Annotated in this window: 23 protein-coding genes; 7 read left to right on the top strand and 16 right to left on the bottom strand. The window is 71.9% G+C overall.

Annotated elements, in window-relative coordinates; translation table 11 throughout:
* Positions 1–8: 8 nt before the first annotated feature.
* The gene (locus AC0VYD_RS10995) at positions 9–635 is read right to left on the bottom strand and encodes a TetR/AcrR family transcriptional regulator (protein WP_475479767.1); all 627 of its coding nucleotides are present in this window, start codon (positions 633–635) and stop codon (positions 9–11) included.
* A gap of 64 nt (positions 636–699) precedes the next feature.
* Between AC0VYD_RS10995 and AC0VYD_RS10990 the strand changes: the two genes are divergently transcribed.
* Positions 700–2,202, top strand: a complete 1,503-nt coding sequence (locus tag AC0VYD_RS10990) for a serine hydrolase domain-containing protein (RefSeq protein ID WP_475479766.1) — start codon at positions 700–702, stop codon at positions 2,200–2,202.
* A 3-nt stretch (positions 2,203–2,205) separates the two neighbouring features.
* Here the strand turns inward: AC0VYD_RS10990 and AC0VYD_RS10985 are convergent, their stop codons facing one another.
* The 5 genes from AC0VYD_RS10985 to AC0VYD_RS10965 all read right to left on the bottom strand — a co-directional run bounded on the left by AC0VYD_RS10985 (position 2,206) and on the right by AC0VYD_RS10965 (position 6,799).
* On the bottom strand, positions 2,206–2,967 hold the full coding sequence (locus AC0VYD_RS10985) for an SDR family NAD(P)-dependent oxidoreductase (protein ID WP_452543975.1): 762 nt from the start codon (positions 2,965–2,967) through the stop codon (positions 2,206–2,208).
* Positions 2,968–3,080: 113 nt separating this feature from the next.
* Entirely contained in the window at positions 3,081–3,845 is a 765-nt protein-coding gene (gene fabI / locus AC0VYD_RS10980; protein ID WP_475479765.1) for an enoyl-ACP reductase FabI, read from the bottom strand.
* Between the two features lie 87 nt (positions 3,846–3,932).
* The gene (gene fabG, locus AC0VYD_RS10975) at positions 3,933–4,637 is read right to left on the bottom strand and encodes a 3-oxoacyl-ACP reductase FabG (RefSeq protein WP_475479764.1); all 705 of its coding nucleotides are present in this window, start codon (positions 4,635–4,637) and stop codon (positions 3,933–3,935) included.
* 265 nt (positions 4,638–4,902) lie between these two features.
* Positions 4,903–5,562: a response regulator gene (locus AC0VYD_RS10970; protein ID WP_475479763.1), complete on the bottom strand. Its 660-nt coding sequence runs from the start codon at positions 5,560–5,562 to the stop codon at positions 4,903–4,905.
* Complete coding sequence (locus AC0VYD_RS10965; protein ID WP_475480241.1) at positions 5,537–6,799, bottom strand: sensor histidine kinase; 1,263 nt, start codon at positions 6,797–6,799, stop codon at positions 5,537–5,539. Before AC0VYD_RS10965 ends, AC0VYD_RS10970 begins: the two co-directional genes overlap by 26 nt.
* Before the next feature lie 406 nt (positions 6,800–7,205).
* Between AC0VYD_RS10965 and AC0VYD_RS10960 the strand changes: the two genes are divergently transcribed.
* The 3 genes from AC0VYD_RS10960 to AC0VYD_RS10950 all read left to right on the top strand — a co-directional run bounded on the left by AC0VYD_RS10960 (position 7,206) and on the right by AC0VYD_RS10950 (position 12,344).
* A complete protein-coding gene (locus AC0VYD_RS10960) occupies positions 7,206–7,970 on the top strand; it encodes an ABC transporter ATP-binding protein (RefSeq protein ID WP_475479762.1) in 765 nt (254 codons plus the stop codon).
* Positions 7,971–7,975: 5 nt separating this feature from the next.
* Complete coding sequence (locus AC0VYD_RS10955) at positions 7,976–10,624, top strand: ABC transporter permease (protein ID WP_475479761.1); 2,649 nt, start codon at positions 7,976–7,978, stop codon at positions 10,622–10,624.
* A gap of 100 nt (positions 10,625–10,724) precedes the next feature.
* The gene (locus AC0VYD_RS10950; RefSeq protein WP_475479760.1) at positions 10,725–12,344 is read left to right on the top strand and encodes an MFS transporter; all 1,620 of its coding nucleotides are present in this window, start codon (positions 10,725–10,727) and stop codon (positions 12,342–12,344) included.
* A 26-nt stretch (positions 12,345–12,370) separates the two neighbouring features.
* Here the strand turns inward: AC0VYD_RS10950 and AC0VYD_RS10945 are convergent, their stop codons facing one another.
* The 5 genes from AC0VYD_RS10945 to AC0VYD_RS10925 form a co-directional block, all read right to left on the bottom strand.
* Complete coding sequence (locus AC0VYD_RS10945; protein ID WP_475479759.1) at positions 12,371–12,664, bottom strand: hypothetical protein; 294 nt, start codon at positions 12,662–12,664, stop codon at positions 12,371–12,373.
* A 140-nt stretch (positions 12,665–12,804) separates the two neighbouring features.
* Positions 12,805–13,068, bottom strand: coding sequence for a hypothetical protein (locus AC0VYD_RS10940; RefSeq protein ID WP_473040249.1), 264 nt, complete (start codon positions 13,066–13,068; stop codon positions 12,805–12,807).
* Between the two features lie 83 nt (positions 13,069–13,151).
* On the bottom strand, positions 13,152–13,976 hold the full coding sequence (locus AC0VYD_RS10935) for a polyprenol monophosphomannose synthase (protein ID WP_475479758.1): 825 nt from the start codon (positions 13,974–13,976) through the stop codon (positions 13,152–13,154).
* Between the two features lie 146 nt (positions 13,977–14,122).
* On the bottom strand, positions 14,123–14,929 hold the full coding sequence (locus AC0VYD_RS10930; RefSeq protein WP_475479757.1) for a DeoR/GlpR family DNA-binding transcription regulator: 807 nt from the start codon (positions 14,927–14,929) through the stop codon (positions 14,123–14,125).
* Between the two features lie 59 nt (positions 14,930–14,988).
* Positions 14,989–15,123 carry a hypothetical protein gene (locus AC0VYD_RS10925; protein ID WP_264081825.1) on the bottom strand — a complete coding sequence of 45 codons (135 nt, stop codon included), beginning with the start codon at positions 15,121–15,123 and terminating at the stop codon, positions 14,989–14,991.
* Between the two features lie 101 nt (positions 15,124–15,224).
* Between AC0VYD_RS10925 and AC0VYD_RS10920 the strand changes: the two genes are divergently transcribed.
* Positions 15,225–15,995, top strand: a complete 771-nt coding sequence (locus AC0VYD_RS10920; protein WP_475479756.1) for a 4'-phosphopantetheinyl transferase family protein — start codon at positions 15,225–15,227, stop codon at positions 15,993–15,995.
* 51 nt (positions 15,996–16,046) lie between these two features.
* Here the strand turns inward: AC0VYD_RS10920 and AC0VYD_RS10915 are convergent, their stop codons facing one another.
* Positions 16,047–17,201 carry an acyl-CoA dehydrogenase family protein gene (locus AC0VYD_RS10915; RefSeq protein WP_475479755.1) on the bottom strand — a complete coding sequence of 385 codons (1,155 nt, stop codon included), beginning with the start codon at positions 17,199–17,201 and terminating at the stop codon, positions 16,047–16,049.
* Between the two features lie 252 nt (positions 17,202–17,453).
* Here AC0VYD_RS10915 and AC0VYD_RS10910 point away from each other — a divergent pair, with 252 nt between their 5' ends.
* Positions 17,454–18,350, top strand: coding sequence for a LysR family transcriptional regulator (locus AC0VYD_RS10910; protein WP_475479754.1), 897 nt, complete (start codon positions 17,454–17,456; stop codon positions 18,348–18,350).
* A 299-nt stretch (positions 18,351–18,649) separates the two neighbouring features.
* On the top strand, positions 18,650–19,966 hold the full coding sequence (locus tag AC0VYD_RS10905) for an ABC transporter substrate-binding protein (RefSeq protein WP_475479753.1): 1,317 nt from the start codon (positions 18,650–18,652) through the stop codon (positions 19,964–19,966).
* Between the two features lie 21 nt (positions 19,967–19,987).
* Here AC0VYD_RS10905 and AC0VYD_RS10900 read toward each other — a convergent pair whose 3' ends face one another.
* The 4 genes from AC0VYD_RS10900 to AC0VYD_RS10885 form a co-directional block, all read right to left on the bottom strand.
* Positions 19,988–20,716 (bottom strand): TVP38/TMEM64 family protein, encoded by a 729-nt coding sequence (locus AC0VYD_RS10900; RefSeq protein WP_475479752.1) that lies wholly within the window; start codon positions 20,714–20,716, stop codon positions 19,988–19,990.
* Between the two features lie 30 nt (positions 20,717–20,746).
* Positions 20,747–22,168, bottom strand: coding sequence for a sensor histidine kinase (locus tag AC0VYD_RS10895; protein ID WP_475479751.1), 1,422 nt, complete (start codon positions 22,166–22,168; stop codon positions 20,747–20,749).
* 120 nt (positions 22,169–22,288) lie between these two features.
* Positions 22,289–23,134 carry a TIGR03943 family putative permease subunit gene (locus AC0VYD_RS10890; RefSeq protein WP_475479750.1) on the bottom strand — a complete coding sequence of 282 codons (846 nt, stop codon included), beginning with the start codon at positions 23,132–23,134 and terminating at the stop codon, positions 22,289–22,291.
* Positions 23,131–24,213: a permease gene (locus tag AC0VYD_RS10885; protein WP_475479749.1), complete on the bottom strand. Its 1,083-nt coding sequence runs from the start codon at positions 24,211–24,213 to the stop codon at positions 23,131–23,133. The genes AC0VYD_RS10890 and AC0VYD_RS10885 overlap by 4 nt, the downstream gene beginning before the upstream one ends.
* Between the last annotated feature and the right edge of the window lie 120 nt (positions 24,214–24,333).

The following is a 24,333-nucleotide window of genomic DNA, read 5'->3' as shown; positions in this document are numbered from 1 at the left end:
CCGCGCCCTCAGCTCCGGTACTGGCGGCACTCACCGGTGAAAACGGCCGCGACCTCGACGCGGGCCACCACCCGGGCGCGTTCGGCCGCACCCGGAGTACCCCGGTGTACCTGGGTGGCGAGCCCTTCGGCGACGGCCGCCAGGCGGGCGGCGGCCACCTCCGCGTCGAGACCTGGAGCGACCTCCCCGCACTCGAAACCGTTGCGGACGGCACCGGCGATCTGGGCGTGCAGCTCGACGGCGGCTCCGGCCTCGACCTCGGCCAGAGCGGGGTTGTCCAGTGCCCGGGCGGCCAGGGCGCGGGTGACGCGGTGTTCGGCGCGGCGGGTCCCGTCCAGCGGTAGGTGTTCGATCAGTGCGGCCAGGACCACCTCGGCGATGGAGCGCTCGTGCCGGGCGCCCTCGGCCGCCAGGTCCGCCACCCGGTCGGCCAGGTCGGCGCTCACCTGCCGGTAGGCGTGCAGCAGCATGTCGTCCTTGTTCCCGAAGTAGTGCTGCACCAGACCCACCGAGATCCCGGCCCGGGCGGCGGTGCGCGCGACGGTGACGGTGTCCAGGCCGCCCTCCGCGATGAGTTCCCGGACGGCGCGGCTGATCTGGGTGCGGCGCTGGGCGTGGTCTGCGGTTCTTGGCACCTGATAACCGTATCAGTGTATGGTTTTAACCGTACGCACATATGGTTATTCCGGAAGGCCCCTCATGAACCACGTTCCCCGGACGCTCGGCGCGATCCTGCTGCTTGCCTCGACGGCCCTGGCTCCCCTGGCCGAACCCCCACCCGCCGCCGCGAACCAGACCCGGACCGCATCCCCCCTCACACGGCCGGACGACCACGCCCGCATGGACGACTACGCACGCGAGCGCATGGCGGCCACCGGCACCTCCGGGCTGGCCTACGCGGTGGTCGGGCCGGAGGGGATCGAACACCGGGGCCTGTTCGGCACCGACGGGGACGGAGCGCCCGTCACCGAGCGGACCCCGTTCCTGTGGGGCTCGGTGGCCAAACCCGTCGCCGCCACCGCCGCGCTCACACTCGTCGCGGACGGACTGCTGGACCTGGACGCCCCGGTGGACACGTACCTGCCCGAGGTCGACGGGGCGCGGGTGGATCCGACCGTCCGGGACCTGCTCACACAGACCTCCGGAATCACCGGGGCCACACAGCTCGCCACGACCGACGAGTACGGTCCGGGCTCCGCCGACCTCGGCCGACGCGCCGCCCAGGTCCTGGGCTCGGCTGCGGGAACACCCGGCGAACACGAGTACAGCAGCGCCAACTACCTGGTTCTGGGCGCGGTGATCGAGCGGGCCGCGGGGACCGACTACGCCTCCTACCTTCGCGAGGCGGTCCTGGAGCCCGCCGGGATGAGCCGGACCGTGACCGGAACGGAGGAGGCCCGTGCCCTGGGACTGGCCCCGGGCCACCGCACCCTGTGGGGCCTGCCCGCCCAGGTGGCTCCGAAGGTGGACGACGGAGGAGCGGCCTACGGCTATCTCGGTGGAGACCTCGGAGCGCTGGCCGCCTTCGCCGAACTCCAGCTCTCACCGGACCCCGCCGTACTGGACACGGCCACACTGGCCGAGGCCCGCACCGGGACGGAGCCCCTGTCCCGGGGGCGGTACGGGCTGGGCTGGCGCGACGCCCCGGTCCCCGGGGTCGACGAGCGCACCGTGTGGCACGGCGGCGCCAGCCCGGGTTACACGGCGATGGTGCTGCTCCTCCCCGAACGCGAACGCGCGGTGGTGGTCCTGCAGAACACCTACGATCTCCTGCGGGACCGGGAGATCCAGTCCGTCGGGTTCGGCCTCGCCCATCTGTTGACGGGCGGTAGGGCCCCGGCGGCGCCCGGAGCGGATCCACTGGGACCGCTCCTGGTCTGGGGTGTCTCCGCGGGAGCGGTCCTGACCGGAGCCGGGGTGGTGGCGGGCCTGGGTGATCTGCGCCGGGGCCGCCCGCGACGGCGCTGGGCGGCCCCGGCGTGGAGCGTGCTCGGGGCCGCGGCGGTGGCGGGTGCGCTGTGGCTGACACTGGGCCCCGGAACGCGACAGGCGCTGCTCACCGTCCCCGATACCGCGGTGGCCGTGTTGGCCGCCGGCGGGCTCGGAGCACTGACGCTCCTCCTCCGGCTGGCCCTGTGGGTGCGTACCCGGGCCGGGGACAGCACCTCCCCCTCCGCCCGGGCCGGGGTCGGGCGCAGCTGAGATTCAGACCCGGTCGAGGAAGCCCCCGTCGACCACCAGGTTCTGGCCGGTGACGAAGGTGGCCGCGGGGCTGGCGAGGAAGGCCACGGAACGGGCGACCTCCTCCGGGCGGCCGAGGCGGCCCGAGGGGATGCGTGCGCGGATGCTCTCGTAGAAGTCCGGGTCGTTCTCCCTGCGCCGCTCCCAGCCTCCGCCGGGGAACTCGACGGGGCCGGGCGAGACCGTGTTGACCCGCACGCCCTCGGGCGCCCACTCCCGGGCCAGCGAGGACGCGTGGTGGTTCAGCGCCGCCTTGACCGCACCGTACGAGCGGGCCCCCGCGGGCCTGGTCACGTGCAGCGCCGAGGTGGTGGAGACCAGCACCACCGAGCCGCCCCGCTCTGAGCCCAACAGGTAGGGCCCGGCCGCCTCGGTCAGCCGCACGAACGGCATGAGGTCGGTGTTGAACCCGCGCTCCCACTGGTCGGGGGTGGGCGCGCTGCCGCCGGAGACGTTGGAGACGAGCACGTCCAGCCCGCCGAGCGCCTCGGCCGCGTCGTCGACGAAGGAGGGCAGCGCGGTGTGGTCGGTGACGTCCAGGTCCCGGGTGAAGACCTTCACGCCGGTCTCGGCCAACTCCTGCGCCGCCTGGTCCAGGGGACGGCGGGTGCGGGCGCAGATCGCCAGGTCAGCGCCCTCCTCGGCGAACACCTGGGCGATGGCGCGACCGATCCCCCTGCTGGCCCCGGTCACCACGACCCGTGCCCCCGACAGTCCCAGATCCATACCGTCCACCTTCCGAAGCCTTACGTGCGGCCGGGACCCGTTCGGGTACCGGCGGGCAGATCGTACCGGTGGCCGGGGCACGGACGCGGACGGCGCCCCGGCCTCGGAACGGCTCAGGCGCCGGTCGAGTGGAACCCGCCGTCGACGTGCACGATCTCGCCGGTGGTGGCCGGGAACCAGTCCGACAGCAGGGCCACGACCGCCTTGGCGGCGGGTTCGGGGTCGGTGACGTCCCAGCCCAGGGGCGCGCGCTCGGGCCAGTGCCTGGCCAGCTCCTCGAAACCGGGGATGCTGCGGGCGGCCATGGTGCTCAGCGGCCCCGCCGAGACCAGGTTGACCCGGACGTCCCGGTCGCCCACGTAGCGGGCCAGGTACCGGGCGGTGGAGGTCAGTGCGGACTTGGCCACGCCCATCCAGTCGTAGATGGGATAGGACACGCTGTTGTCGAAGTCCATGGCGACCACCGAGCCGCCGCTGCCCATGAGCGGGAGCAGGGAGGTGGTGAGCGACTTCAGCGAGAAGGTGGAGATGTGCATCGCCGTGGCGACGTCCTGCCACTCGGTGTTCAGGAAGTTGCCGCCCAGGGCCTCCTGCGGGGTGAAGCCGATGGAGTGGACGATGCCGTCGAGCCCGTCGACGTGCTCGCCGACCCGGTCGGCCAGGCTGGCGAGGTGCTCGTCGTCGGTGACGTCGAGCTCCAGGACGGGGGGCGTCTCGGGCAGGCGCTTGGCGATGCGCTGCACCAGACCCATGCGGCCGTAGCCGGTGAGCACGACCGTGGCGCCCTGCTCCTGGGCGAGGCGGGCGACGTGGAAGGCGATGGAGGAGTCGGTGAGCACCCCGGTGACGAGGATGCGCTTACCTTCGAGGATTCCCATGTTCGGGTGGTCCGTCCTGTCTGTGGCTGGGGCCGGACTGGTCCGACCGGTGGCTTGCCGTTGCGGGGCGGGGCGCGCCTGCGCGGCTCAGTGGCCCATGCCCAGGCCGCCGTCGACGGGGATGACGGCGCCGGTGACGTAACCGCCGCCGGGCCCGGCGAGGAAGCTGACGGTTTTGGCGATGTCGTCGGTGGAGCCGAGGCGGCCCAGCGGGACGTTCTTCCTGATCTCCGCCTGGCGCTCCTCGGGCAGTGCCGCGGTCATGTCGGTCTCGATGAAACCGGGGGCGACGACGTTCACGGTGATGTTGCGCGAACCCAGCTCGCGGGCGAGGGAGCGGCCGAAGCCGACGAGCCCGGCCTTGGAGGCGGCGTAGTTGGCCTGGCCGCCGGAGCCGAGCAGGCCCACGACCGACGAGATCAGGACGATGCGGCCGGAGCGCTTGCGCATCATGCCGCGAACGGCGCGCTTGGCGACGCGGAAGGAGCCGGTGAGGTTGGTGTCGACGACGGAGGAGAAGTCCTCCTCGCTCATGAGGGCGAGGAGCTGGTCCTTGGTGACCCCCGCGTTGGCGACGAGCACCTCCACTGGCCCCTGGGCCTCCTCGACCTCCTTGAAGGCGGCGTCGACCTGGGCGGAGTCGGTGATGTCACAGCGGACGCCCAGGAACCCCTCCGGGGGCTCGCCGGACCGGTAGGTGACCGCCACGTTGTCCCCACCAGCCGCCAGCTCACGGGCGATGGCCAGACCGATCCCTCGGTTGCCACCGGTGACCAGTACCGAGCGCGACATAGGGGCTCCTCTTCTCTGCGACTGTGGTGAACAGCCACGACGTGATGTTCCTGGGGGCGGATCGCCTTGCAGGGTACCGAGCTACCCACCGGTAGACGCAACCGAGGTGAGGAACAGGACCCCTCCGAACGTTCCCGGCGATTCCGGACTCGCGCCAGGGCCGGGTGGGACGGTGTTCCGGCCCGGGCCGGGCAGCGGGGTGAACCCGGTCACCCCGACCGGGATCGGCCCGGGCAGCCCGTCCCGGCCCCGGGACCCGGTGGGGTCAGGCCCACCCCGCGTCATGGGCGAGGATGGCGGCCTGTACCCGGTTGGACATCTCCAGTTTGGCGAGGATCCGGCTGACATGGGCCTTGACGGTGGTCTCCCGCATGTTCAGGGCGCGCCCCACCTCGGCGTTGGACTTGCCCTCGGCCACCGCCACCAGCACCTGTCGTTCGCGCTCGCTCAGCACCGACAGACGGCGCAGGGCCTCCGTGCGGCCGGCCGCCGAGTCGGCCGGGGCGGGCGAGGCGAAGCGTTCGAGCATGCGCTTGGTGACGCTGGGCGCGAGCATGGCGTGGCCCTCGTACACGGTGCGCACGGCGTTGATGAGCTCGCGCGGCGGGGTGTCCTTGAGCAGGAAGCCGACCGCGCCCGCGCGCAGTGCGCCGTGCACGTACTCGTCCAGGTCGAAGGTGGTGAGAAGGACCACCCTGGGCGCCTCGGGCAGCTGGGTCAGCCGGCTGGCCGCGGCCAGCCCGTCGGTGCCGGGCATCCGGATGTCCAGCAGTACGACGTCGGGGGCGAGCTCCTCGGCCAGGCGCACGGCCTGTTCGCCGTCACTGCCCTCCCCGACCACCTCGATGTCGGGTGCGGCCTCCAGGATCATCCGCAGCCCGGACCTGACCAGGAGTTCGTCATCGACCAGGAGCGTGCGGATCACCGTCGGTGCCCTCTTCCCCAACCTCGGCGGAGTACGGTCCGGGTTCGGCGGCCGGGTCCGGCCCCTCCTCCCCCACCGGCAAGATAGCGCGCATCCGCCACCCGCCGTCAGGACACACCCCGGCGCTGAGCTCGCCCCCGGCCAGCACGACGCGCTCGCGCAGCCCGGTCAGGCCGTACCCGCTGCGCGGCGGGGCCTGGACCGGGCCGTTGCCGGGTTCGTTGACCACCTCGACCTCCAACCGGTTCGGGCCCTGGTGCAGCCACACCCGCACGGCCGCGCCGGTGGCGTGCTTGGCGGCGTTGGTCAGCCCCTCCTGGACGATGCGGAAGGCGGTGCGCTGGACCGCGGGCGGGAGCGGACGCCGCGGACCGGTCTCCTCCCGGCTCACCTCCATCCCGGCCCCGCGCCATTCGGCGATCAGGCGTTCGAGATCGTTGAGGACGGGCTGGGGCGCGGTGGGCGCCGCGTCCGTGCCGTCGTCGCGCAGGACACCGAGGATGCCGCGCAGCTCCGCCAGGGCCTCCCGGCCGGTGGTGCGGATGAGCCCGGCCGCCTGGGCGGTGCGCTCGTCGGTCGCCGAGACCTCCAGGCCGCCCGCGTGCAGGACCATCAGGCTGACCCGGTGGGCGACCACGTCGTGCATCTCACGGGCGATGCGGGTGCGTTCGGCGCTGATGGCCTGGTCGGCCATCATGTGCTGTTCGCGTTCGAGGCGTTCGGCCCGCTCCTGGAGGCGGTCGATGAGCTGGCGGCGGGTCCCGATCCACAGCCCGGCGATGACCGGCACGACCAGGTAGAGCACGGACAGCACCACGAAGGAGAGCGGGGTGTGGTTGTAGGTGACCGAGGTGGCGAGGAGACCGAGTACGAACCAGCCGGTCAGGGGCCTGCGGTCGCTGAAGTGGGCGGGGTAGGAGTACAGGCCCACCATGAGCGGGATCGGGTTGCCGTACAGGGCCATCAGGAGCACCCCGGCCAGCATGAGCCACTTGGGTTTGCTGCGGCGCCAGAGCATCGCCACCGAGGCCAGGGTCCCGGGCACCACGAAGAGCACGAAGACCGTGGGCAGGGCTACCAGGGCGTTCGAGAGCAGGCCGAGCACACCCGTGAGCGGCGCGGAGAACAGGCCCAGGCCGCTGCTGGTCCCGGACAGCATCATCAGCCCGCTGAAGGGCAGGGTGAAGACGGCGTAGCACCAGTCGGCGATGCGCAGCCGACGGTCCCACCACCACATCCAGTTGTGCCGCGCCAGGGCGGCGGCGCTCTCCGCCCGCGATCTCAGCCAGCCTCTCACCCGCCCGAGTCTAGGTCCGCGGTTCGGTCGCCGCCCCCGACCGGCCGACGCGCCGCGCACCCCGGTCCGATCGTCGGTCCGGTGCGTTCTCCCAGGCCGACGAGGCGTCCCGGGAGGAGGCGAAGTTCCGGATGCGGACGTCCCCCCTACGAAAGTGGGGGGTGCGACCGGACGAAGGAGTCCCGAACCCGCCTTCCGTCATGCCTTTGGCCGACACCGGGTTCGGCCCGTGGGGGGAGGCCGCGACCGGACGCGCGGACCTAGCGTGGAGACCACGCCGAAGCGCCGGGGGTCGCCCCGACCCACCGGCACCATCCCGATTCCCGATTCCTGGAGTTGTTCTTCCGTGACCGAGTCCGCTGTGAAACCCACGTCCCCGGTCCAAGCCCCGCCGGTGGTGGTGGCGCGAGGACTCACCAAGATCTACGACACCGGCGGCAACCAGGTGCACGCCCTGGCCGGCGTGGACGTGGAGTTCCACCGGGGGGCGTTCACCGCGATCATGGGCCCCTCCGGCTCCGGCAAGTCCACCCTGATGCACTGCCTGGCCGGGCTGGACGTGCCCACCTCCGGTACCGTCCACCTGGGCCGCACCCAGATCACCGGTATGCGCGACGGTGACCTCACCCTGCTGCGCCGGGACCGGATCGGCTTCATCTTCCAGTCGTTCAACCTGCTGCCGATGCTGACCGCCGAGCAGAACATCCTGCTCCCCTCGCAGATCGCCAGACGCCGGATCGACCAGGCGCGCTTCGACCACATCGTCGACGTCGTGGGGCTGCGCGACCGGCTCGGCCACCTGCCCACCAAGCTCTCCGGCGGCCAGCAGCAGCGCGTGGCCGTGGCCCGCGCCCTGCTCAACGCACCCGAGGTGGTCTACGCCGACGAGCCCACCGGCAACCTGGACTCCCGTTCGGGCGCCGAGATCCTGACCTTCCTGCGCGACTCGGCCAAGGACCTCGACCAGACCATCGTCATGGTCACCCACGACCCGGTGGCGGCCTCCTACGCCGACCGCGTGGTGTTCCTGCGCGACGGCCGCCTGGTGGACGAGGTCCTCGACCCGACCGCCGAGACCGTCTCCGAGCACCTGTTGAAGCTGGAGGCCTGAACTCCATGCTGCGCACCACACTCGCCGGGCTGAGACTGCACAAGTCCCGGTACGTCACCACCGTCCTGGCCATCCTGCTCGGCGTCATGTTCGTCTCCGGGACGATGGTCTTCGCCGACACCCTCGAAGGCAGCTACGAGGAGTCGGTGATGGGGTCGGCGACCAGCGTCGACGCCATCGCCGTCCCCGAGGCGGAGGAGGGCCAGGACGAGGACGGCTTCCCCCTGGATCCCGTCCCCTTCGAACAGTCCGTCCTGGAGGACATCCGAGCCCTGCCCGAGGTGGCCGACGCCGACGGACTGGTCCGCGGCCAGGCCGTGCTCCTGGACGACGAGGGCCGCGCCTTCGGCTTCACCCCGCCCGCCGCCGTCGCGTTCGGGGAGACCAGCAGGTTCTCCGCGAGCGAGGGCGAGCTGCCCGCCGCCGACGACGAGATCGCCCTGGCCACCTCCACCGCGGACCAGACCGGGTTCGAGGTCGGCGACACCGTCACCGTGCTCGACCCCGACCAGGACAAGCGTGAGTTCACTCTCACCGGTCTGGTCAACTTCGGCGTCGACCGCAGCTACAGCTACGGCGGTGCCGTCGTCTTCGCCCCGGACACGATCCGGGAGATGACCGGGGCCGACGGCTACTCCGAGATCGACGTGCTGGCCGCCGAGGGCACGACCCCCGAGGAGGCGGCCGCCGCGGTCGCCACCGTCACCGGCACCGACGTGCGGACCGGTACGGAGTTCGGCGAGAAGATGGCGGAGAGCTCCGGCGCGCAGACCGAACTCCTGCGCATCGCCCTGCTGCTCTTCGGTGTCGTCGCGATGTTCGTCGCCGGGATCGTCATCTACAACACCTTCGCGATCCTCATCGCCCAGCGCCAGCGCGAACTCGCTCTGCTGCGCTGCGTGGGCGCCAAGCGCGGCCAGGTCTTCCGTTCGGTGCTGACCGAGTCGTTCGTGGTCGGCCTGTTCGCCTCCGTGCTCGGTGTACTGGCCGGTGTGGGCATCGGTATGGCCGGCGCCCGGTTCGGCGGCCAGATGATGGGCACCGAGGCCACCGCCTCCGTGGTTGTCAGTCCCACCGCCGTGATCGTCGGACTGCTGGTCGGCACCCTGATGACGGTGTTCTCCGCGCTCGTTCCGGCCACCCGCGCCACCCGGGTGGCACCGCTGGCGGCCCTGCAGAGCAGTGCCACCGCCTCCGGACTGGAGAAGGGCACCGGTTGGGTGCGCGTGGTGTTCGGCCTGCTGGCATTCGCCGTCTCCGCAGCCCTGGTCGCCGTGGCCCAGATGGCGAGCCCCGACCCCGCGGGCCTGTTCATCGTGACCGGCGCGGCCCTGGTCGCCTTCGTCGGCGTGGTCGTCCTCGGCCCGCTGCTGGTGCGGGGGATCGTACGGGTGGTCGGGGTACCGCTGCGCCGGATGGGTGTGCCCAGCATGCTGGCGGTGGACAACTCCACCCGGAGCCCGCGCCGTGCCGCCACCGCGATGATCGCGCTCACCGTGGGCGCCACACTCATCACCGGCTACTCGGTGATCAGCGCCTCGGTCGAGTCCACCATGACCGCGCAGCTCGAGGAGCAGTTCCCGGTGGACTACCAGGTGAGCGCCCAGTACGACCCCGAGGCCCGGGCAGCCGCCGCGGACCCGGAGGAAGAGTCCGAAGAGGACGCTCCGGGCGAGGGCGCCGCCGAGGACGGAACCTCCGAGGACGAGGCCGTCGGCCAGGGGACCGGAGACCCCGTGGTCCCCGTCGAGGTCGAGGAGAAGCTCAACGAGAGCCCGTTGCTGGACAAGGTGATGGCCGAGCGCACCACCTTCCTGGAGGAGACCACCGACTCCGGCATGACGGGCACGCCGGTGACCGCGTACTTCGACGCCGAGATGGGCGTGGACATACGGGCCGACGCGATCGAGGGCGACATCGCCGACCTGGAGCCGGGCAAGGTGATCGTCAGCGAGAACTCCGCCGGCGGTCTCGGGGTCGGTGACGACCTCACCGTCGCCGCGCCCAGCGGAGACCTGGAGTTGGAGATCGCCGCGCTGATGGAGAACGGGACCAGCTTCTGGGGCGTGACCATCGACCCCGAGGACTTCTCCGCGGCCTTCCCGGAGATCGGGGAGAGCAGTCTGCTCCACGTCCGCGCCGCCGAGGGGGCCGACCCGGCCGAGGTGCGCGACGCCGTCTACACGGCGGTCGAGGACCATCCGACCGTGCAGGTCATGTCGGTCGCGGAGATGAAGAACCAGTTCTCCGAGATGATGGACATCGCCTTCTACACGATCGCGGCGATGCTGGGCCTGGCGATCATCATCGCGGTGTTCGGTATCTCCAACACGATGGCGCTGTCGGTCCTGGAACGCACCCGGGAGTCCGCGCTGCTGCGGGCACTGGGCCTGGCCAAGGGCCAGCTGCGCCGGATGCTCAGCATCGAGGCCGTGCTGCTCTGTCTGATCGGCGCGGGCATCGGCATCGTCCTGGGCGTGCTGTTCGGCTGGGCCGCCGGCGCGGCGGTGCTGCCGGATCTGATCTTCACCGTCCCCGCGACGCAGGTCGGCGTGTTCATCGCGGTCGCGGTCCTGGCCGGTCTGCTGGCCGCCGTGCTGCCCGCCCGCCGGGCCGCCGGGACCTCGATCACCGGGGCCCTGGCCAGCGAGTAACCACCGGTCAAAACCGCACAGAGCGACGGAAAGTCGGCGCGGGCCCCGCCTTCGGGCGGGGCCCGCGCCTATGGTGTCCCCAGTACTCGGAGGAGGTTTGATGAGTGGTTCGGCCTCGGTACCGGTCGCCGCCGGGCAGGTGGCTTGGGGGACGCCCGCCGCCCGGTGGATGCTGACGGCCACGGTCCTGGGTTCGGGGATGGCGTTCCTGGACTCGACGGTGGTGACGGTGGCGCTGCCCGCCATCCAGGGGGACCTGGACACGGGCCTGGCCGGACTCCAGTGGATCGTCAACGGATACATGGTGACGCTGTCCGCGCTGATCCTGCTCAGCGGCTCACTGTCGGACCGGTTCGGCCGGGTGCGGCTGTTCATGGTCGGAGTCGCGGTGTTCGCACTGGCCTCGGCCCTGTGCACGTTCGCGCCGACCCTGGGGTGGCTGGTCGCCGGACGGGTGGTCCAGGGGGTGGGCGGGGCGCTGCTGACCCCGGGAAGCCTGGCCATCCTCCAGGCGGGCTTCCGGGAGGACGACCGGGCGCGGGCGATCGGGGCGTGGTCCGGACTGACCGGCGTGGCCTCCGCCGTGGGACCGTTCGTGGGCGGCTGGCTGGTACAGATCGGCGACTGGCGGCTGATCTTCCTCATCAACCTGCCGGTCGCGGCCGCGGCACTGCTGATCACCTGGTTCAAGGTGCCCGAGTCCCGGGACTCCTCCGCGGCCCGGCGCCTGGACTACAACGGCGCGCTGCTGGGTGTGGTCGCGCTGGCCGGGATCACCTACGCCCTGATCCAGTGGGGGGCGTCGGGCGGCACCCCTGCGGTGTGGACCGCCGTCGGCGTCGGTGTACTGGCCCTGGCCGCGTTCCTGTTCACCGAGGCGCGCAGCCCCGCCCCCATGCTGCCGCTGGGCGTCTTCCGGTCGCTGCCGTTCAGTGTGACCAACGCCGCCACCGTGCTGATCTACGGTTCGCTGGGGCCGCTGCTGTTCCTCCTGGTGATCTATCTCCAGGAGGTGGCGGGCTACCCGCCGATCGCTGCGGGGGCCGCCTCCCTGCCCATCACCGTCCTGATGCTGTTGCTGTCGGCGCGCTCGGGCAAGCTCGCCGCCCGGATCGGCCCGAGGGTCCAGCTGGTGGCCGGGCCCCTGCTGCTGGCCGCCGGGTTCGTGCTGCTGTCCCGGCTGGAGGGGGACGCCCCCTACCTGACCGGAGTGCTGCCCGGGGTCCTGATGGTCGCGCTGGGTCTGGCCACGACGGTGGCCCCGCTGACGGCCACGGTGCTCGCCTCGGCACCCGAACGGCACGCCGGGCTGGCCTCGGGGGTGAACAACACGTTCGCTCGGAGCGCGCAGTTGATCGGTGTGGCCGCGGTTCCGGTACTGGCCGGGATCGGCGGCTCCGGCGGCGAGGGGGCGGGGGCGCCCGGGGACTCCTCCGCACTCGCGGACGGGTTCGGGGCGGCGATGCTGATCCTGACGGGACTGTGCGTGCTGGCCTCGCTGTGCGCTCTGGTACTGCCGCGCGGACGGATGTCCGAGGCGGCCGAGGCCGCCGACCGGGGTTCCCTGCCGGAGGAGGCCAGCGCCTTGGAGCCGTTCGGCGAGGAACAGCCGGTGCGGTTCTGCGGCGCCTCCGGCCCTCCCCTGCGGTCCTGCCCGGGATCGACCGCCGGGGACACCGCGGACGGTCCCGCGGAGGGGAACGGCTCCGCGACGGAATGAGGGGCACCCGGTGGGGCTCGGGCCGGTCAGCCCTCGTCCCCCTCCGGGGGCCGGTCGTTGACGGCGTCGGGGTCGGGGACCACGCTCAGCGCCTCCTCCTCGGCGCTGCGGTCACCGCCCCAGCGCTGGTGCGGGATGACCCCCAGTCGCTCGGCGCGCACCCCCTCGTTGATGCCCAGTCTCCCCTTGCTGTCGTCGTCCTCGAAGTTGTAGCCGAGGATGCCGAAGTCGGGGTCGATGACACGCTCTCGTTGGGCGACCTCGCTCGCCTGGGGGTCGTCGCCCAGGTCCAGGTCCACCTCGTAGGGCTGTTCGGTCACTGTGTCCGCCTCCTTGCCCACGGTCTTCCCCGCTTTGACCTCGATGATCACAAATCCTCGTGCGATTGTGCAGAAAACTGGGCCGGACACGGGCCGGGCCCCGGAGCCTTCCTCGGAGGCCCGGGGCCCGGCGCGGCCGGTCAGGCGTCGGAGTCGTCCACCTCGTGCACCGCCTCCCGCTCGGCTCCGGGCTCGTCGATGTCGAAGTCCTCCCTGGGGATGACGTCGTCGCGCTCCTCCCGGACCTCCTCGTCGATGCCCCGCTCGGTGGCGGCGCTCTCGTCCTCGAAGGTGTAGCCGTAGACGGGCGCGTCCGGGTTCTGCCGGCTCTCCGCCTCGGCGATCTCGCTCTCCTGGGGGTCCTCCCCCATGTCGGCGTCGACGTCGTAGGGCTGTTCGGACACTGTTGTCGCCCCCTTCTCGCGTTCTGACGATGATCGCAGTTCAGGGTGGCGCGGCGAAGGAAGACACGGGGTGTCTACTGCCGCTACGGGCGTCGCCGGGCGTTCTCCGCCCGCCGCAACCGCAGCGGACGCAGGGCCGCCTCCAGGGCGACCGCCCCGTCGAGCTTGCTCTGCCCCACCACCCGGTCCTCGAAGTGGATGGGGATCTCCATGATCTTCTGGCCCCGGCGAAAGGCCCGGTAGTGCATCTCCACCTGGAAGGCGTAACCGGTGCTCTCGATACTGGACAGGTCGAGGGCCTCCAGGGCCGAGGCCCGCCAGATCTTGAAACCGGCGGTGACGTCCCGGACCGGGATGGACAGGACCGTCTTCACGTAGGTGTTGGCCCATCCGCTGAGGAGGCGTCGGCGCAGACCCCACGCCTCGGAGAGGCTGCCGCCGGGCACGTAGCGGCTGCCGATGACCACCCCGGCGTTGGTCGCGTGCAGGGTTCCCAGGAGCTGGGGCACGTAGCCCACCGGGTGGCTGAGGTCCGCGTCCATCTGCACCACGTACTCGGCCCCCTCCGCCAGGGCCCGGGTCATGCCCTCCACGTAGGCGCGGCCGAGACCGTCCTTGCGGGTGCGGTGGACCGCCGTCAACCGTCCGCCGAGTTCCGCCGCGAGCTTGTCGGCGACCTCCCCGGTCCCGTCCGGCGAGTTGTCGTCCACCACCACGATCCGCAGCCCGGGCAGGTCCAACGCCATGAGCTGGGCCACCAGCACGGGCAGGTTCCCGGCCTCGTCGTAGGTCGGGACGACCACGGTCAGGGACGAGCTCCGCCAGGGTTCGGGGAGCGCCACGGGCTCAGGGGTGACCCGCACCGGCGCGGACGGCTGGTGTTCCGGGGGCGGCGGTTGGGAGGTCATGCTCGGCGGCTCCTGGTGCGTGGACGTCGGTACCGACTGGACGGGACGCGTCCAGGATCACGCATAGAACGCTCACCGCACAATACGTCCGAACACCCGGGTACGCACCCATCACGTGGCGAAGCGGCAGGGGCGGGGGTCCGGGGTCACTGGCCGCGTTCGTCGGCGACCACGGCGACGTGCACCAGGGCTCCGGTCTCCTCCAGGGTCATCAGGACCTCGGGGTCGGCGCTGCTGTCGGTGACCAGGTGGGCGATCTCCTCGGGGGCCACGGTGGGCACCATGGTGTCGGCGCCCACCTTGGTGTGGTCGGCCAGCACGATGGTCTCCTCGGCGCAGGCCGCCAGTGCGCGGTTGAGGCCGGCCACCGCGGGGTTGGGGGTGCTCAGCCCGCGGTCCGCGCTGACGCCGTTGCCGGACAGGAAGGCCCGGTTGACCCTCAGGCCTGCCAGGGAGGCTTCGGCTGCGGCCCCGACGAGGGCCCTCATGGGCGCGTGCAGGGTGCCGCCGGTCATGACCACCTCGACCCCGGCGGCACCGGCCAGCACGTCGGCGACCCGCAGGGAGTTGGTGACCACGGTGAGGTCGCCGTGGCCCAGGAGCGCGCGGGCGAAGGCCTCCGCGGTGCTGCCGGGACCGATCGTGACCGCGTCCCCGGGGCGGACCAGGCGGGCAGCGGTGGCGGCGATCGCGGCCTTCTCCGCCGCGCACTGGCTGCTCTTGCCCGTGTAGCTCTGCTCGTGGCCGATCCGTCCGGGCAGCGCGGCGCCGCCCCTGCGGCGGTCGAGCAGCCCTTCGGCCTCCATCGCGCGCACGTCGCGGCGGACGGTGACCTCCGAGGCGCGCACCTTGGCGGCGATGTCGCGCAGGGACATGCTGCCGTTGGTTCGCACCAGTTCCAGGATGCGTTCCCGGCGCTCGGCGGCGAACGCCGGACGGCTCTCCTCGACCATGGGTACGGTCCCGCTTTCCGTGCCGGTGACTGTGCTGCACGGCAGGGAACCGCGCCGTCCTAGAGTACGGAGTGATCCTCGGTGGACCGCGTCCCGGACTCCGGCTTCTCCGTCACGAGCGTCACCAGGACGACCGCGGTGAGGGCGACCAGTCCGATGAGCGCTCCGGCTCCGAACAACACGACGACAGACATCTGAGCCTCCAAGGGGGCGGGCTGACCTGCCACTTGACGAATGCCCCGTTTCACGCCCGCTCACACCACGGATCGCGCGGCAGATCAGCCACAATGGGGGGATGACCCTCAGCTCCGCACCCCTCGAGTCCACGGTGTGGTGGGCCCACACCTCCGCCGCGAACGAACGTCTGCTGCGCCTGCTGGACGGCGGGGAACTCGCCCGCCACTCCCGGTTCCGGCTCCAGGCGGACCGCGACCGCTACCTCCTGGGGCGTTCGATGGCCCGGCTGGTCCTGGCCGAACGGGCCGGGTGCGCGCCGGAGAAGGTGACCTTCGAACTGCGCTGCGCCTCCTGCGAGGAGAAGTCGCGGGCCGGCGCGGGCGGGGGCGATGACGCGCCCCACGGCAAACCGGTGCCCACCGGCGCGGCCGAGGGCTGGGAGATCTCCGTCAGCCACTCCGGTGAGTGGGTGGCGCTGGCGCTGGCCCGCGGGGTGGCGGTCGGGGTGGACGTGGAGCGGGTCTCGGACACCCGCGACCTGGCCGGGCTGGCCGGGTACACCCTGGCGGACACCGAGCACGAGGTGTGGAGCGCGCTGCCCGAGGACGGTCGGGCCGGGGCGTTCTTCGGTTACTGGGCACGCAAGGAGGCGCTGCTCAAGGCCACCGGTCTGGGGTTGTCCGGCGGCCTGCGCCGGGTCGGGGTCACCCCGCCGCACACGCGGGCCCGCCTGCTCTTCTGGGAGGGCGGGGCCGACCCCGGGGCCGCGTGGCTGTCGGACCTGGACCGCGGGCCCGAGTACCGGTCGGCGCTGGCGGTGCTGACCGACCGCCGGGTGGAGCTGACGGTGCACCCGCCCGAGGCCGCTCCGGCCCTGCTGCGCCGATAGGTTCCGGCACCCTGCGCCGGAACGCGACCCCGGGGGCGCTCCTGCGGCGGGTCAGGCCTCCCTGGCCAGGTGGCGGCTGATGACCAGGCGCTGCACCTGGTTGGTGCCCTCCACGATCTGCAGGACCTTGGCCTCGCGCATGTAGCGCTCGACGGGGAAGTCCCGGGTGTAGCCGTAACCGCCGAAGACCTGGACGGCGTCGGTGGTGACCTTCATGGCGGTGTCGGTCGCCATCAGCTTGGCCATCGCCGCCTGCCTGCCGAAGGGGCGGCCCGCGTCACGCAGGCGGGCGGCGGACAGGTAGAGCTCGCGGGAGGCCGCGATCTGGGTGGCCATGTCGGCGAGCATGAAGCCCACCCCCTGGAAGTCGCCGATGGCGCTGCCGAACTGACGGCGTTCACGGGAGTAGGCCAGGGCCGCGTCCAGCGCGGCCTGGGCCAGGCCCACGGCACAGGCGGCGATGCCCAGGCGGCCGGAGTCCAGGGCGGCCAGGGCGATACCGAACCCGCGGTCCGCCTCCCCCACGAGGGCGTCCGCGCCCAGTGCGACCTCGTCGAACAGGACCCCGGCGGTGGGCGAGGAACGCATGCCCATCTTGTGTTCGGGGGTAGCGGAGCCCAGCCCGGGCGTGTCCGAGGGCACGTGGAAGCAGCTGATGCCGCGCGGCCCCGAGCCCGGGGCGCCGGTGCGCGCGAAGAGCGTGTAGTAGTCGGCCCGTCCCCCGTGGGTGATCCACGCCTTGGCTCCGTTGACCCGGTAGCCGCCGTCGACGCGCTCCGCGCGGGTGGTGAGCGCGGCGGCGTCGGAGCCGGAGGAGGCCTCGGACAGGCAGTAGGCCCCCAGGAGTTCACCACCGACCATGGCTGGCAGGTGGGCGGCTTTCTGCTCCCGGCTGCCGAAGGCCGCCATCGGGTAGCAGGAGAGGGTGTGGACGCTGACCCCCAGCCCGACGGCGAGCCAGCCGCGGGCCAGTTCCTCCACGACCTGGAGGTAGACCTCGTAGGGCTGTTCGCCACCGCCGTACTCGGCCGGGTAGGGGAGCCCGAGCAGCCCGGTCCCGCCCAGCGTGGCGAAGAGGTCGCGGGGGAAGAGGGCTTCCTCCTCGTCCGCGGCCGCACGGGGTGCGACCTCCTTGTCGACGAGCTCCCTGGTCAGCTCCAGGAGCTGTTCGGCCTCGGGTGTGTGCAGCATGCGTTCGACCGCCATGAAATCCCCCACGGTTACGCGCCCGGGTGCGCCTCGGACCCACCGCCCCCGCGGGGTCTCCGCGAATTTAGTAGGTCGTCCAACTATATGGTGATGAACGGCACCCTATCCCACGGGGGCGTCCGGCGCCTCAACCAGACGGCCCCGGGCGGCGGGGCCGGGAACGCACCGGCTGCCGGACGGGGCACGCGACGCGACCGCCCGCCCCGGCCCGGCTGTACACGGAGTGCCTCCTCGCCTTAGATTCCACGCATGGACCTCGAACTCCGCCACCTGCGTACGATCTGCCTGCTGGCCGACACCGGCAGCGTGACCAGGGCGGCGGCCGCGCTGTCCACGTCCCAGCCGGCACTGACGACCCAGTTGCAGCGGATCGAGCGCGAGGTGGGCGGCCCCCTGTTCCACCGGGGGCGTTCGGGGGTGCGGCCGACGGAGCTCGGTGAGTTCGTTCTGGTCCGGGCACGCGCGGTCCTGCTGTCCATGGACGACCTGGTGCACGACATCACCGCCCGGGGCGCCTCACCGAGCACCTTGCGCGTGGGCGGGGTCGGTCCCCTGACCGTGGAGCTGTCCGCACGCCTGCCGGAGGTCTTTCCGGGCGTTCCGGTACACGTGCGCACCGAGTACTCGCCCAAGCTGGTCACCGACCTGGTGCGGGCGGGCCGGTTGGACCTGGGCACCACCATCGACTACGTGGACCGCGACCTGCCCACCGACGGACCGCTGGCCTGGGCGATGCTCGCGGTGGACCCCCTGCACGTGGCCGTGTGGGACGGCCATCCCATGGCGGAGAAACCGTTCATCCGCCTGGAGGACCTGTCCGGGTGCCCGTGGGCGCTGACCCCGCCGGACGGCACGGGCTGGCCCGAGTGCTTCTACCTGGCCTGCCAGCGGGCCGGCTTCAGCCCCGAGGTCCCCTACCGCCTCTACGACCGGTCCGAGATCCGCGACCTCATCGCCGACCGCCGGGCGATCGCCCCCTGCCAGTCGGACTTCGAGGCCGGCCGGGGCGTGGTGGTGCGCCAGTTGGAGGGGGCGCCGATACAGCTCCGCCACCTCCTGGTCTGGCGCCGCGACAGCGCCGTGCACCAGGCTTCGGACCGTGTCGCCCGCCTGGCACGCGAACTCCTGGACCGCACCGGGGCCTGAGGCCGGGACCGGAAAGTTTGGAGGGGACCACGGGGCGTGGTCCCCTCCGCCGTCTCCGAAAGCACTCCCTGGGCCCGCGCAGGACCGGGAGAACACCACAGGGCACCCCGCACACCGCTGAGAAACGGTTACCGCAGGTTGCAGTGACGAGCTGTGTTCGTATGATGTTTACCAACCGGTAACGTACTGGCGAGTAGGTATGTCCGTCCCATGATCCTCTCCCGAGCTACGAAGCCGCTTTCCCCACGGGCCCACCAGGCCTCCCGCTGCGAAGGCACAACCGAGTTCAGGACACCACCATGCGATCACTGGGAATCATCTCTTCGGCGCTCGCCGTCGCGGTTCTCGCCGCCTCCTGCGCGGACCCCGAATCGCCGCAGGACGACACCGCCTCGGACATCACCACGGGGGTCACCGACGACAGCGTCGTCATCGGAACCCACCAGCCGCTGACCGGCTCGGCCTCCCCCGGCTTCGTGCACGTCTCCACCGGAGCGAGCGCGGTCTTCGACTACATCAACGACAACGGCGGCATCCACGGCCGTCAGATCGACTACCGGGTCAAGGACGACGCCTTCAACCCCGCGCAGACCATGGACGTCACCCGCGAGCTGATCGAGGAGGACGAGATCTTCGCGATGCTCGGCGGTCTGGGTACGCCCACCCACGAGGCGGTCATCCAGGACCTCAACGACGAGGGCGTCCCCGACCTGTTCGTCTCCTCCGGGGCCCTGGCCTGGGACCAGCCCGAGGAGTACCCCTACAGCTACGGGTTCCAGGTGGACTACTCCACGGAGGCCAAGGTCCAGGGGGCCTACATCGCGGAGAACCTCCCCGACGCGGACGTCGGCCTGCTCTACCAGAACGACGACGTCGGCCCGGCCTCGCACGCGGGTATCGAGCAGTACCTCATCGACGACATCGTCGCCTGGGAGTCCTACGACCCGGGCGTTCCCGAGCTCGACGGCCAGATCGCCGCGCTGAAGGAGTCCGGGGCCGACGTCGCGGCCTGCTACTGCATCCCCGCCTTCCTGGGCCTGGCCATCCTCGAGGCCCAGTCCATCGGCTACGAACCCCAGTGGGTGGCACCCAGCTTCGGCGGTGACGTCGAGATCATCTCGCAGCTCATCGAGGAGTACGCCGAGGGCACCCCCGCCGAGGACGTGCCGCCGGAGGCCTTCACCGACGGCCTGATCGTCACGGCCTTCCTGCCGATGGCGGCGCAGACCGACGACCCGTGGACCGAGTTCTACCGCGAGATCCACGACGAGTACAACGACGGCGCCCCCTTCACCGACACCACGGTGTACGGCATGGTGCAGGCGACCCTGTTCGCCCAGCTCCTCATGGAGGTCGGCCCCGACCTGGACCGGGAGACCCTCATCCGGACCCTGAACTCGCAGGAGTGGGTCGGCCCCGGCCTGGTGCCCTTCGCCGCCACCGAGGAGGACCACAGCGGTTACTCCGGTGTGATGGTGGTCCAGCACAACGCCGGAGAGAAGCCCGAGGTCCTCCAGGAGCCGCGGGCCACCGACAGCGACGGCGGGGACATCCTCCCCTTCGACCTGGACCGGCCCGGCCCGGACGAGGTCGAGCTCTTCGGCGGCACCGGCTGAGCGGGGGCGGGCGCGCCCCGCTCAGGCGCGCGCCCGCCACTCGCCCTGGTCGCCCTCGTCCGTCGGCCCGCTCCGCGCGACCGGCTCCGTCAACTCGGCTCCCCGCGCCCTCCGCACGGCCGCGAGACGCGGGTACAGCCACCAGAGCAGACCGAGGACCACCGCCGCGGCCCCCGTACCCAGAGCGACCTGGAACGCGACGTCGGCTCCGCCCGCACCCACCAGGACCAGGGCCACCGTGGCGGGGAGCGACCCCAGCGCCGTGCCCAGCACGAAGGGCGCCGTACGCATCCCGGTCAGCCCGAAACCGTAGTTGACCATCTGGTAGGGCACCACGGGGATCAGCCTCAGCTGCACCACCGCCAACAGTGCGCGGCCTCCGGACAGCCCCGCCAACCTGTCCCGGACCCTCTCCGGCAGTCTGCGGGCGATCGCGTCGTGCGCCACGTGCCGTGCCACCATGAACTGGACCAGGGCGGCCAGCACGCCCCCGGCCAGGGCCAGCCCCGCCCCCAGCGCCAGGCCGAAGAGCGCTCCCCCGGCGAGGTTCAGCGCGGGCCGGGGTACCAGGGCCTGGACCGCCAGGGTGTAGGCCGCGAGGTACACGAGGAATCCGGCCACTCCGGCGTCGGCGGTCCAGGACCGCACGGTCTCCGGCTCTGGCCCGTGCAGCACGGCCCAGACCAACAGCAGGACCCACCCCACGAGCAGCGCCGCCCGCCGCACCCGACCCGCCTTCTTGTGCACCATTCCTCCCAGAATAGGGGCGCCCGGGCGGTGTCAGCGCTGGTCATCCCGGCCGGGGAGGCTCAGGACGAACACGGCCCCGCCGAGCAGGTCGCTGTGCCCGGCCACCAGGGTGCCGCCGTAGCCCTGCACGATCTCCCGGGAGATGGCCAGGCCCAGTCCGCTCCCGCCGGGGTCGCGCTCCCTGGACTCCGCCAGCCGGGCGAAGCGCTCGAACACGCGCTCCCGGTCCTTGACCGGGATCCCCGAGCCGTCGTCGTGCACCTCCACCACCGCGGGGTCCCGGCCGTGGACGATGATGTCGATCCGGCTGTTCGTGTGCCGCTCGGCATTGGCCACCAGGTTGGTCACGACCCGGACGATCCGGAGCCGGTTGACGAGCGCGTACACCGGTCCGGAGGTGTGGACCTCCACCGCGACTCTTCCGCGCCGTCCGGAGAACTCCCGCTCCACCAGTTCGGAGAGGTCGACCAGTTCCTGCGGCACCGCCACGCCGGTGTCCAGCCGGGCCAGCTCCAACAGGTCGGAGACGATGTTCTCCAACCGTTCGGTGTCGGAGAGCAGCCCGGTGAGCAGCCGCTCCCTGGCGCGCTGGTCAGGTTCGGGGTCGGAGAGCTCGACCTCCAGCTTGGTGCGCATCCCCGCGATGGGGTTGCGGAGTTCGTGGGAGGCGTCGGAGACGAACCGGCGCTGGCGGGTGACCGACTCCTCCAACCGGGCCAGGCTGGAGTTGGCGGTCAGGGCCAGGTGGGCGATCTCGTCGTCACTCCTGGGCACGGGGAGCCTCCGGTGCAGGTCGCTGGCGGAGATCCGGTCCATCTCCTCACTGATCCTGGACACCGGCCTCAGGGCCCTGCCGACCCCGTACCAGATGACGAGCGCGGTACCGGCGACCAGGAGCACCGACAGACCGAGCAGCACGCCCTGCAGGGTGTTGGTGGTCAGGAGCTGGGGGGTGGGCGCTGCCCCGAGGACGGTCACGTCCCCGTAGGCGGAGTCGGGGACGGCGTAACCCGCCACGAGGAAGCACTCCCCCGGGTCCTCTCCCTCGACCACCCCGCAGACGGTGGTGTCGAGCCGCGAGTCTTGGGGGGTGGGGGCCTCCTCGGTCAGCGCCGGCAGGCCCTGCAGCGACTCACTGGAGGCCAGGACCTCGTGGGTCTCCTGGTCGACGATCTGGATGCGGCGGACCGCGGTCCCCGAGGACGGGACAGCGCCGGGGTAGCGGTCCGTCGTGATGTGCTCGGCGACCTCGCGCGCCGAGTCGGCCGCCCGGTCCCGTACCTGGTCGAGTGCCAGCCCGCGAATGACCACGAAGGAGAGGGTCAGCAGGATACCGACGACCAGGACCAGCACGGCGACCGCCCCGGCGGTGACCCGGGCGCGGATCGAACGGGGGCGCGCCCTGCGCCAGAGTCCGCGCCTGCTCCGTGCTCGCTCGTCCCGTTCTGACACGCCCCCATTGTCACCCGGTACGGTCCCAAACCGTTGAATTGGCACCGGTGTGGCGGCTGACCAGCACGAGCGGGTCCGGGGTCCCGCTCCGTCCGGTTCGCTCCAGCCGCCCCGATCGTCCTACTCGTAGGGGTCCGGGGGGTCGGTCACCGCATCGACCGAGGAGGTCTCGATCTCGTGTTCGGAGACGTCGTACAGTTCCCCCTCCGGCTCCACCCAGGTGCCGCGTACCTTCCACCAGGTGTCGGCCTCCGGCGCCGGATGGTCGGTGATGAGGACCTTGTTGACGACCGCGTCCGCGGCGCAGCAGGCCATCTGCAGCCGGGCCAGGTACCAGCCCTCCCCGTCCTCGGTGGGAACGGCGAAGCCGGTCAGCTCGACCTCGCGGTCGGCCAGCTCCCGCTCCTCGTCGACCCAGGCCCGCATCACGAACTGCTGGACGTCGAGCTCGACGACCTCGCCGGGGGCGGCCTTGCTCAGGTTGTCGGTGAAACGGGAGGAACCGTTCTCGTCCCTGGGCGGCGGCCCGGAGGACCCCGCGGTGCTCTCCACCGTGTAGGAGCCCAGCGCGGGCGGCGCGACGACGAACACCGCGAGCACGGGGAGCAGGAGCAGCCAGGCCACCCCCGGGGCGCGCTCGTGGTCGTGGTCGTGCCCGTGCCCGTCGCCGGTGTGCCCGCCGTACTCGGCCGCGGCGTGGTCGAGTTCGGAGCGGGCCGGTCCGTCGTCCCCCGCCGCTGCGGCACCGGCCGGGACCACGTCCTCCTGGTCCAGGGCCTGGTCGCCGCCGCGCAGCTCGGCCACGATGACCAGGACGCCGAGCAGCACCATGACCACGCCGGCGGCGATCAGGAACGGGCCGAAGCCCGGCTTGACCCAGTTCAGGTACAGGTCGGTGGGGATGGTGCTGGTCAGCGCGGCGGCACCGAGCAGCACGAGTGTGAGCCCCTGAGCAATGCGGTTCACAGCAGAATGCCTCCGATCAGGAAGGTGCTGAGCAGGCCGACCACCAGGCAGATCGGGACGAAGCGGGCGACGAACCGCCAGCCGAAGACCCCGGCCTGCATCGCGATCAGCTTGAGGTCGACGATCGGACCGATGACCATGAACGCGAGCTTGGCGGTGGGCGAGAAGTCGGTGAGGCTGACCGCGACGAAGGCGTCGGCCTCCGAGCAGATCGAGAGCAGGATGGCCAGGAGGGCGAGCACCAGTACCGAGACGACCGGGGCCTCGGCCACGGCCAGCAGCCACTCCCGGGGCACCATGACGTTGAGGGTGGCGGCGGCGAGCGCGCCCACCACCAGGTATCCGCCCGCGTGCATCATGTCGTGCACCATCGACTCGCGGAAGACCTCCCACTTGGAGGCGTCCGGGGCGTGGGTGCGCGAGGGCAGGCGCAGCCAGTCGGCGCGGCCGAAGCGCACCCAGACCCAGCCGATGACCACGGAGGCCAGCAGCGAGGCCGCGAACCGGGCCAGGATCATCTCCGGCTGTCCCGCGAAGGCCACGGCGGTGGCGATCATGACGATCGGGTTGATGGAGGGCGCCGCGAGCAGGAAGGTGAGCGCCGCAGCGGGCGCGACCCCCCGTTTGATCAGGCTTCCCGCGATGGGCACCGAGGCGCACTCGCACCCGGGCAGGAGCGCACCGGAGACTCCGGCGACGGGGACAGCGCGCCCCGGCCTGCTCGGGATGAACCTCTGGTAGGCCGAGGTCGGCACGAAGGCGACGAGCGCCGCGGACAGGGCCACCCCGAAGACCAGGAAGGGCAGCGCCTGGAAACTGATGGCGGTGAAGATGGTCGCCCAGGCCAGGAAGGCCTGCCCGGTCAGGTCATCGGTGAGCCAGGCGTGGGCGACCGCCATGGCCGTGATGAAGAGGGCGAAGAGCCAGACCGTTCCGGTTCTGCGCGAACTCGAACTCCGCCCCCAGTCGGCAGGGGGGAGTTCGTCCCCGCGGTCGTCCCAGCCGCCGGCGATCGTGTCGCCGAGCGAGGTGGCGGGGTCGGGTGCGGATCCGCGCTCCGGTGTCGTCCGTTCGGACACAGGGGTACTCCGTGGGGTCGGTTGGGGACTCCACGAATAGTAACCGACAATCGTTTTCGTTCGTTCTTTCCCCGGGCGGCCCCAAGGACGGCGACGGTCCGGCCGGGCCCCGGCCCGGCT

Source organism: Nocardiopsis sp. iso_40, from assembly GCF_056173285.1.
This window is presented reverse-complemented; position numbering and strand designations above follow the sequence as displayed.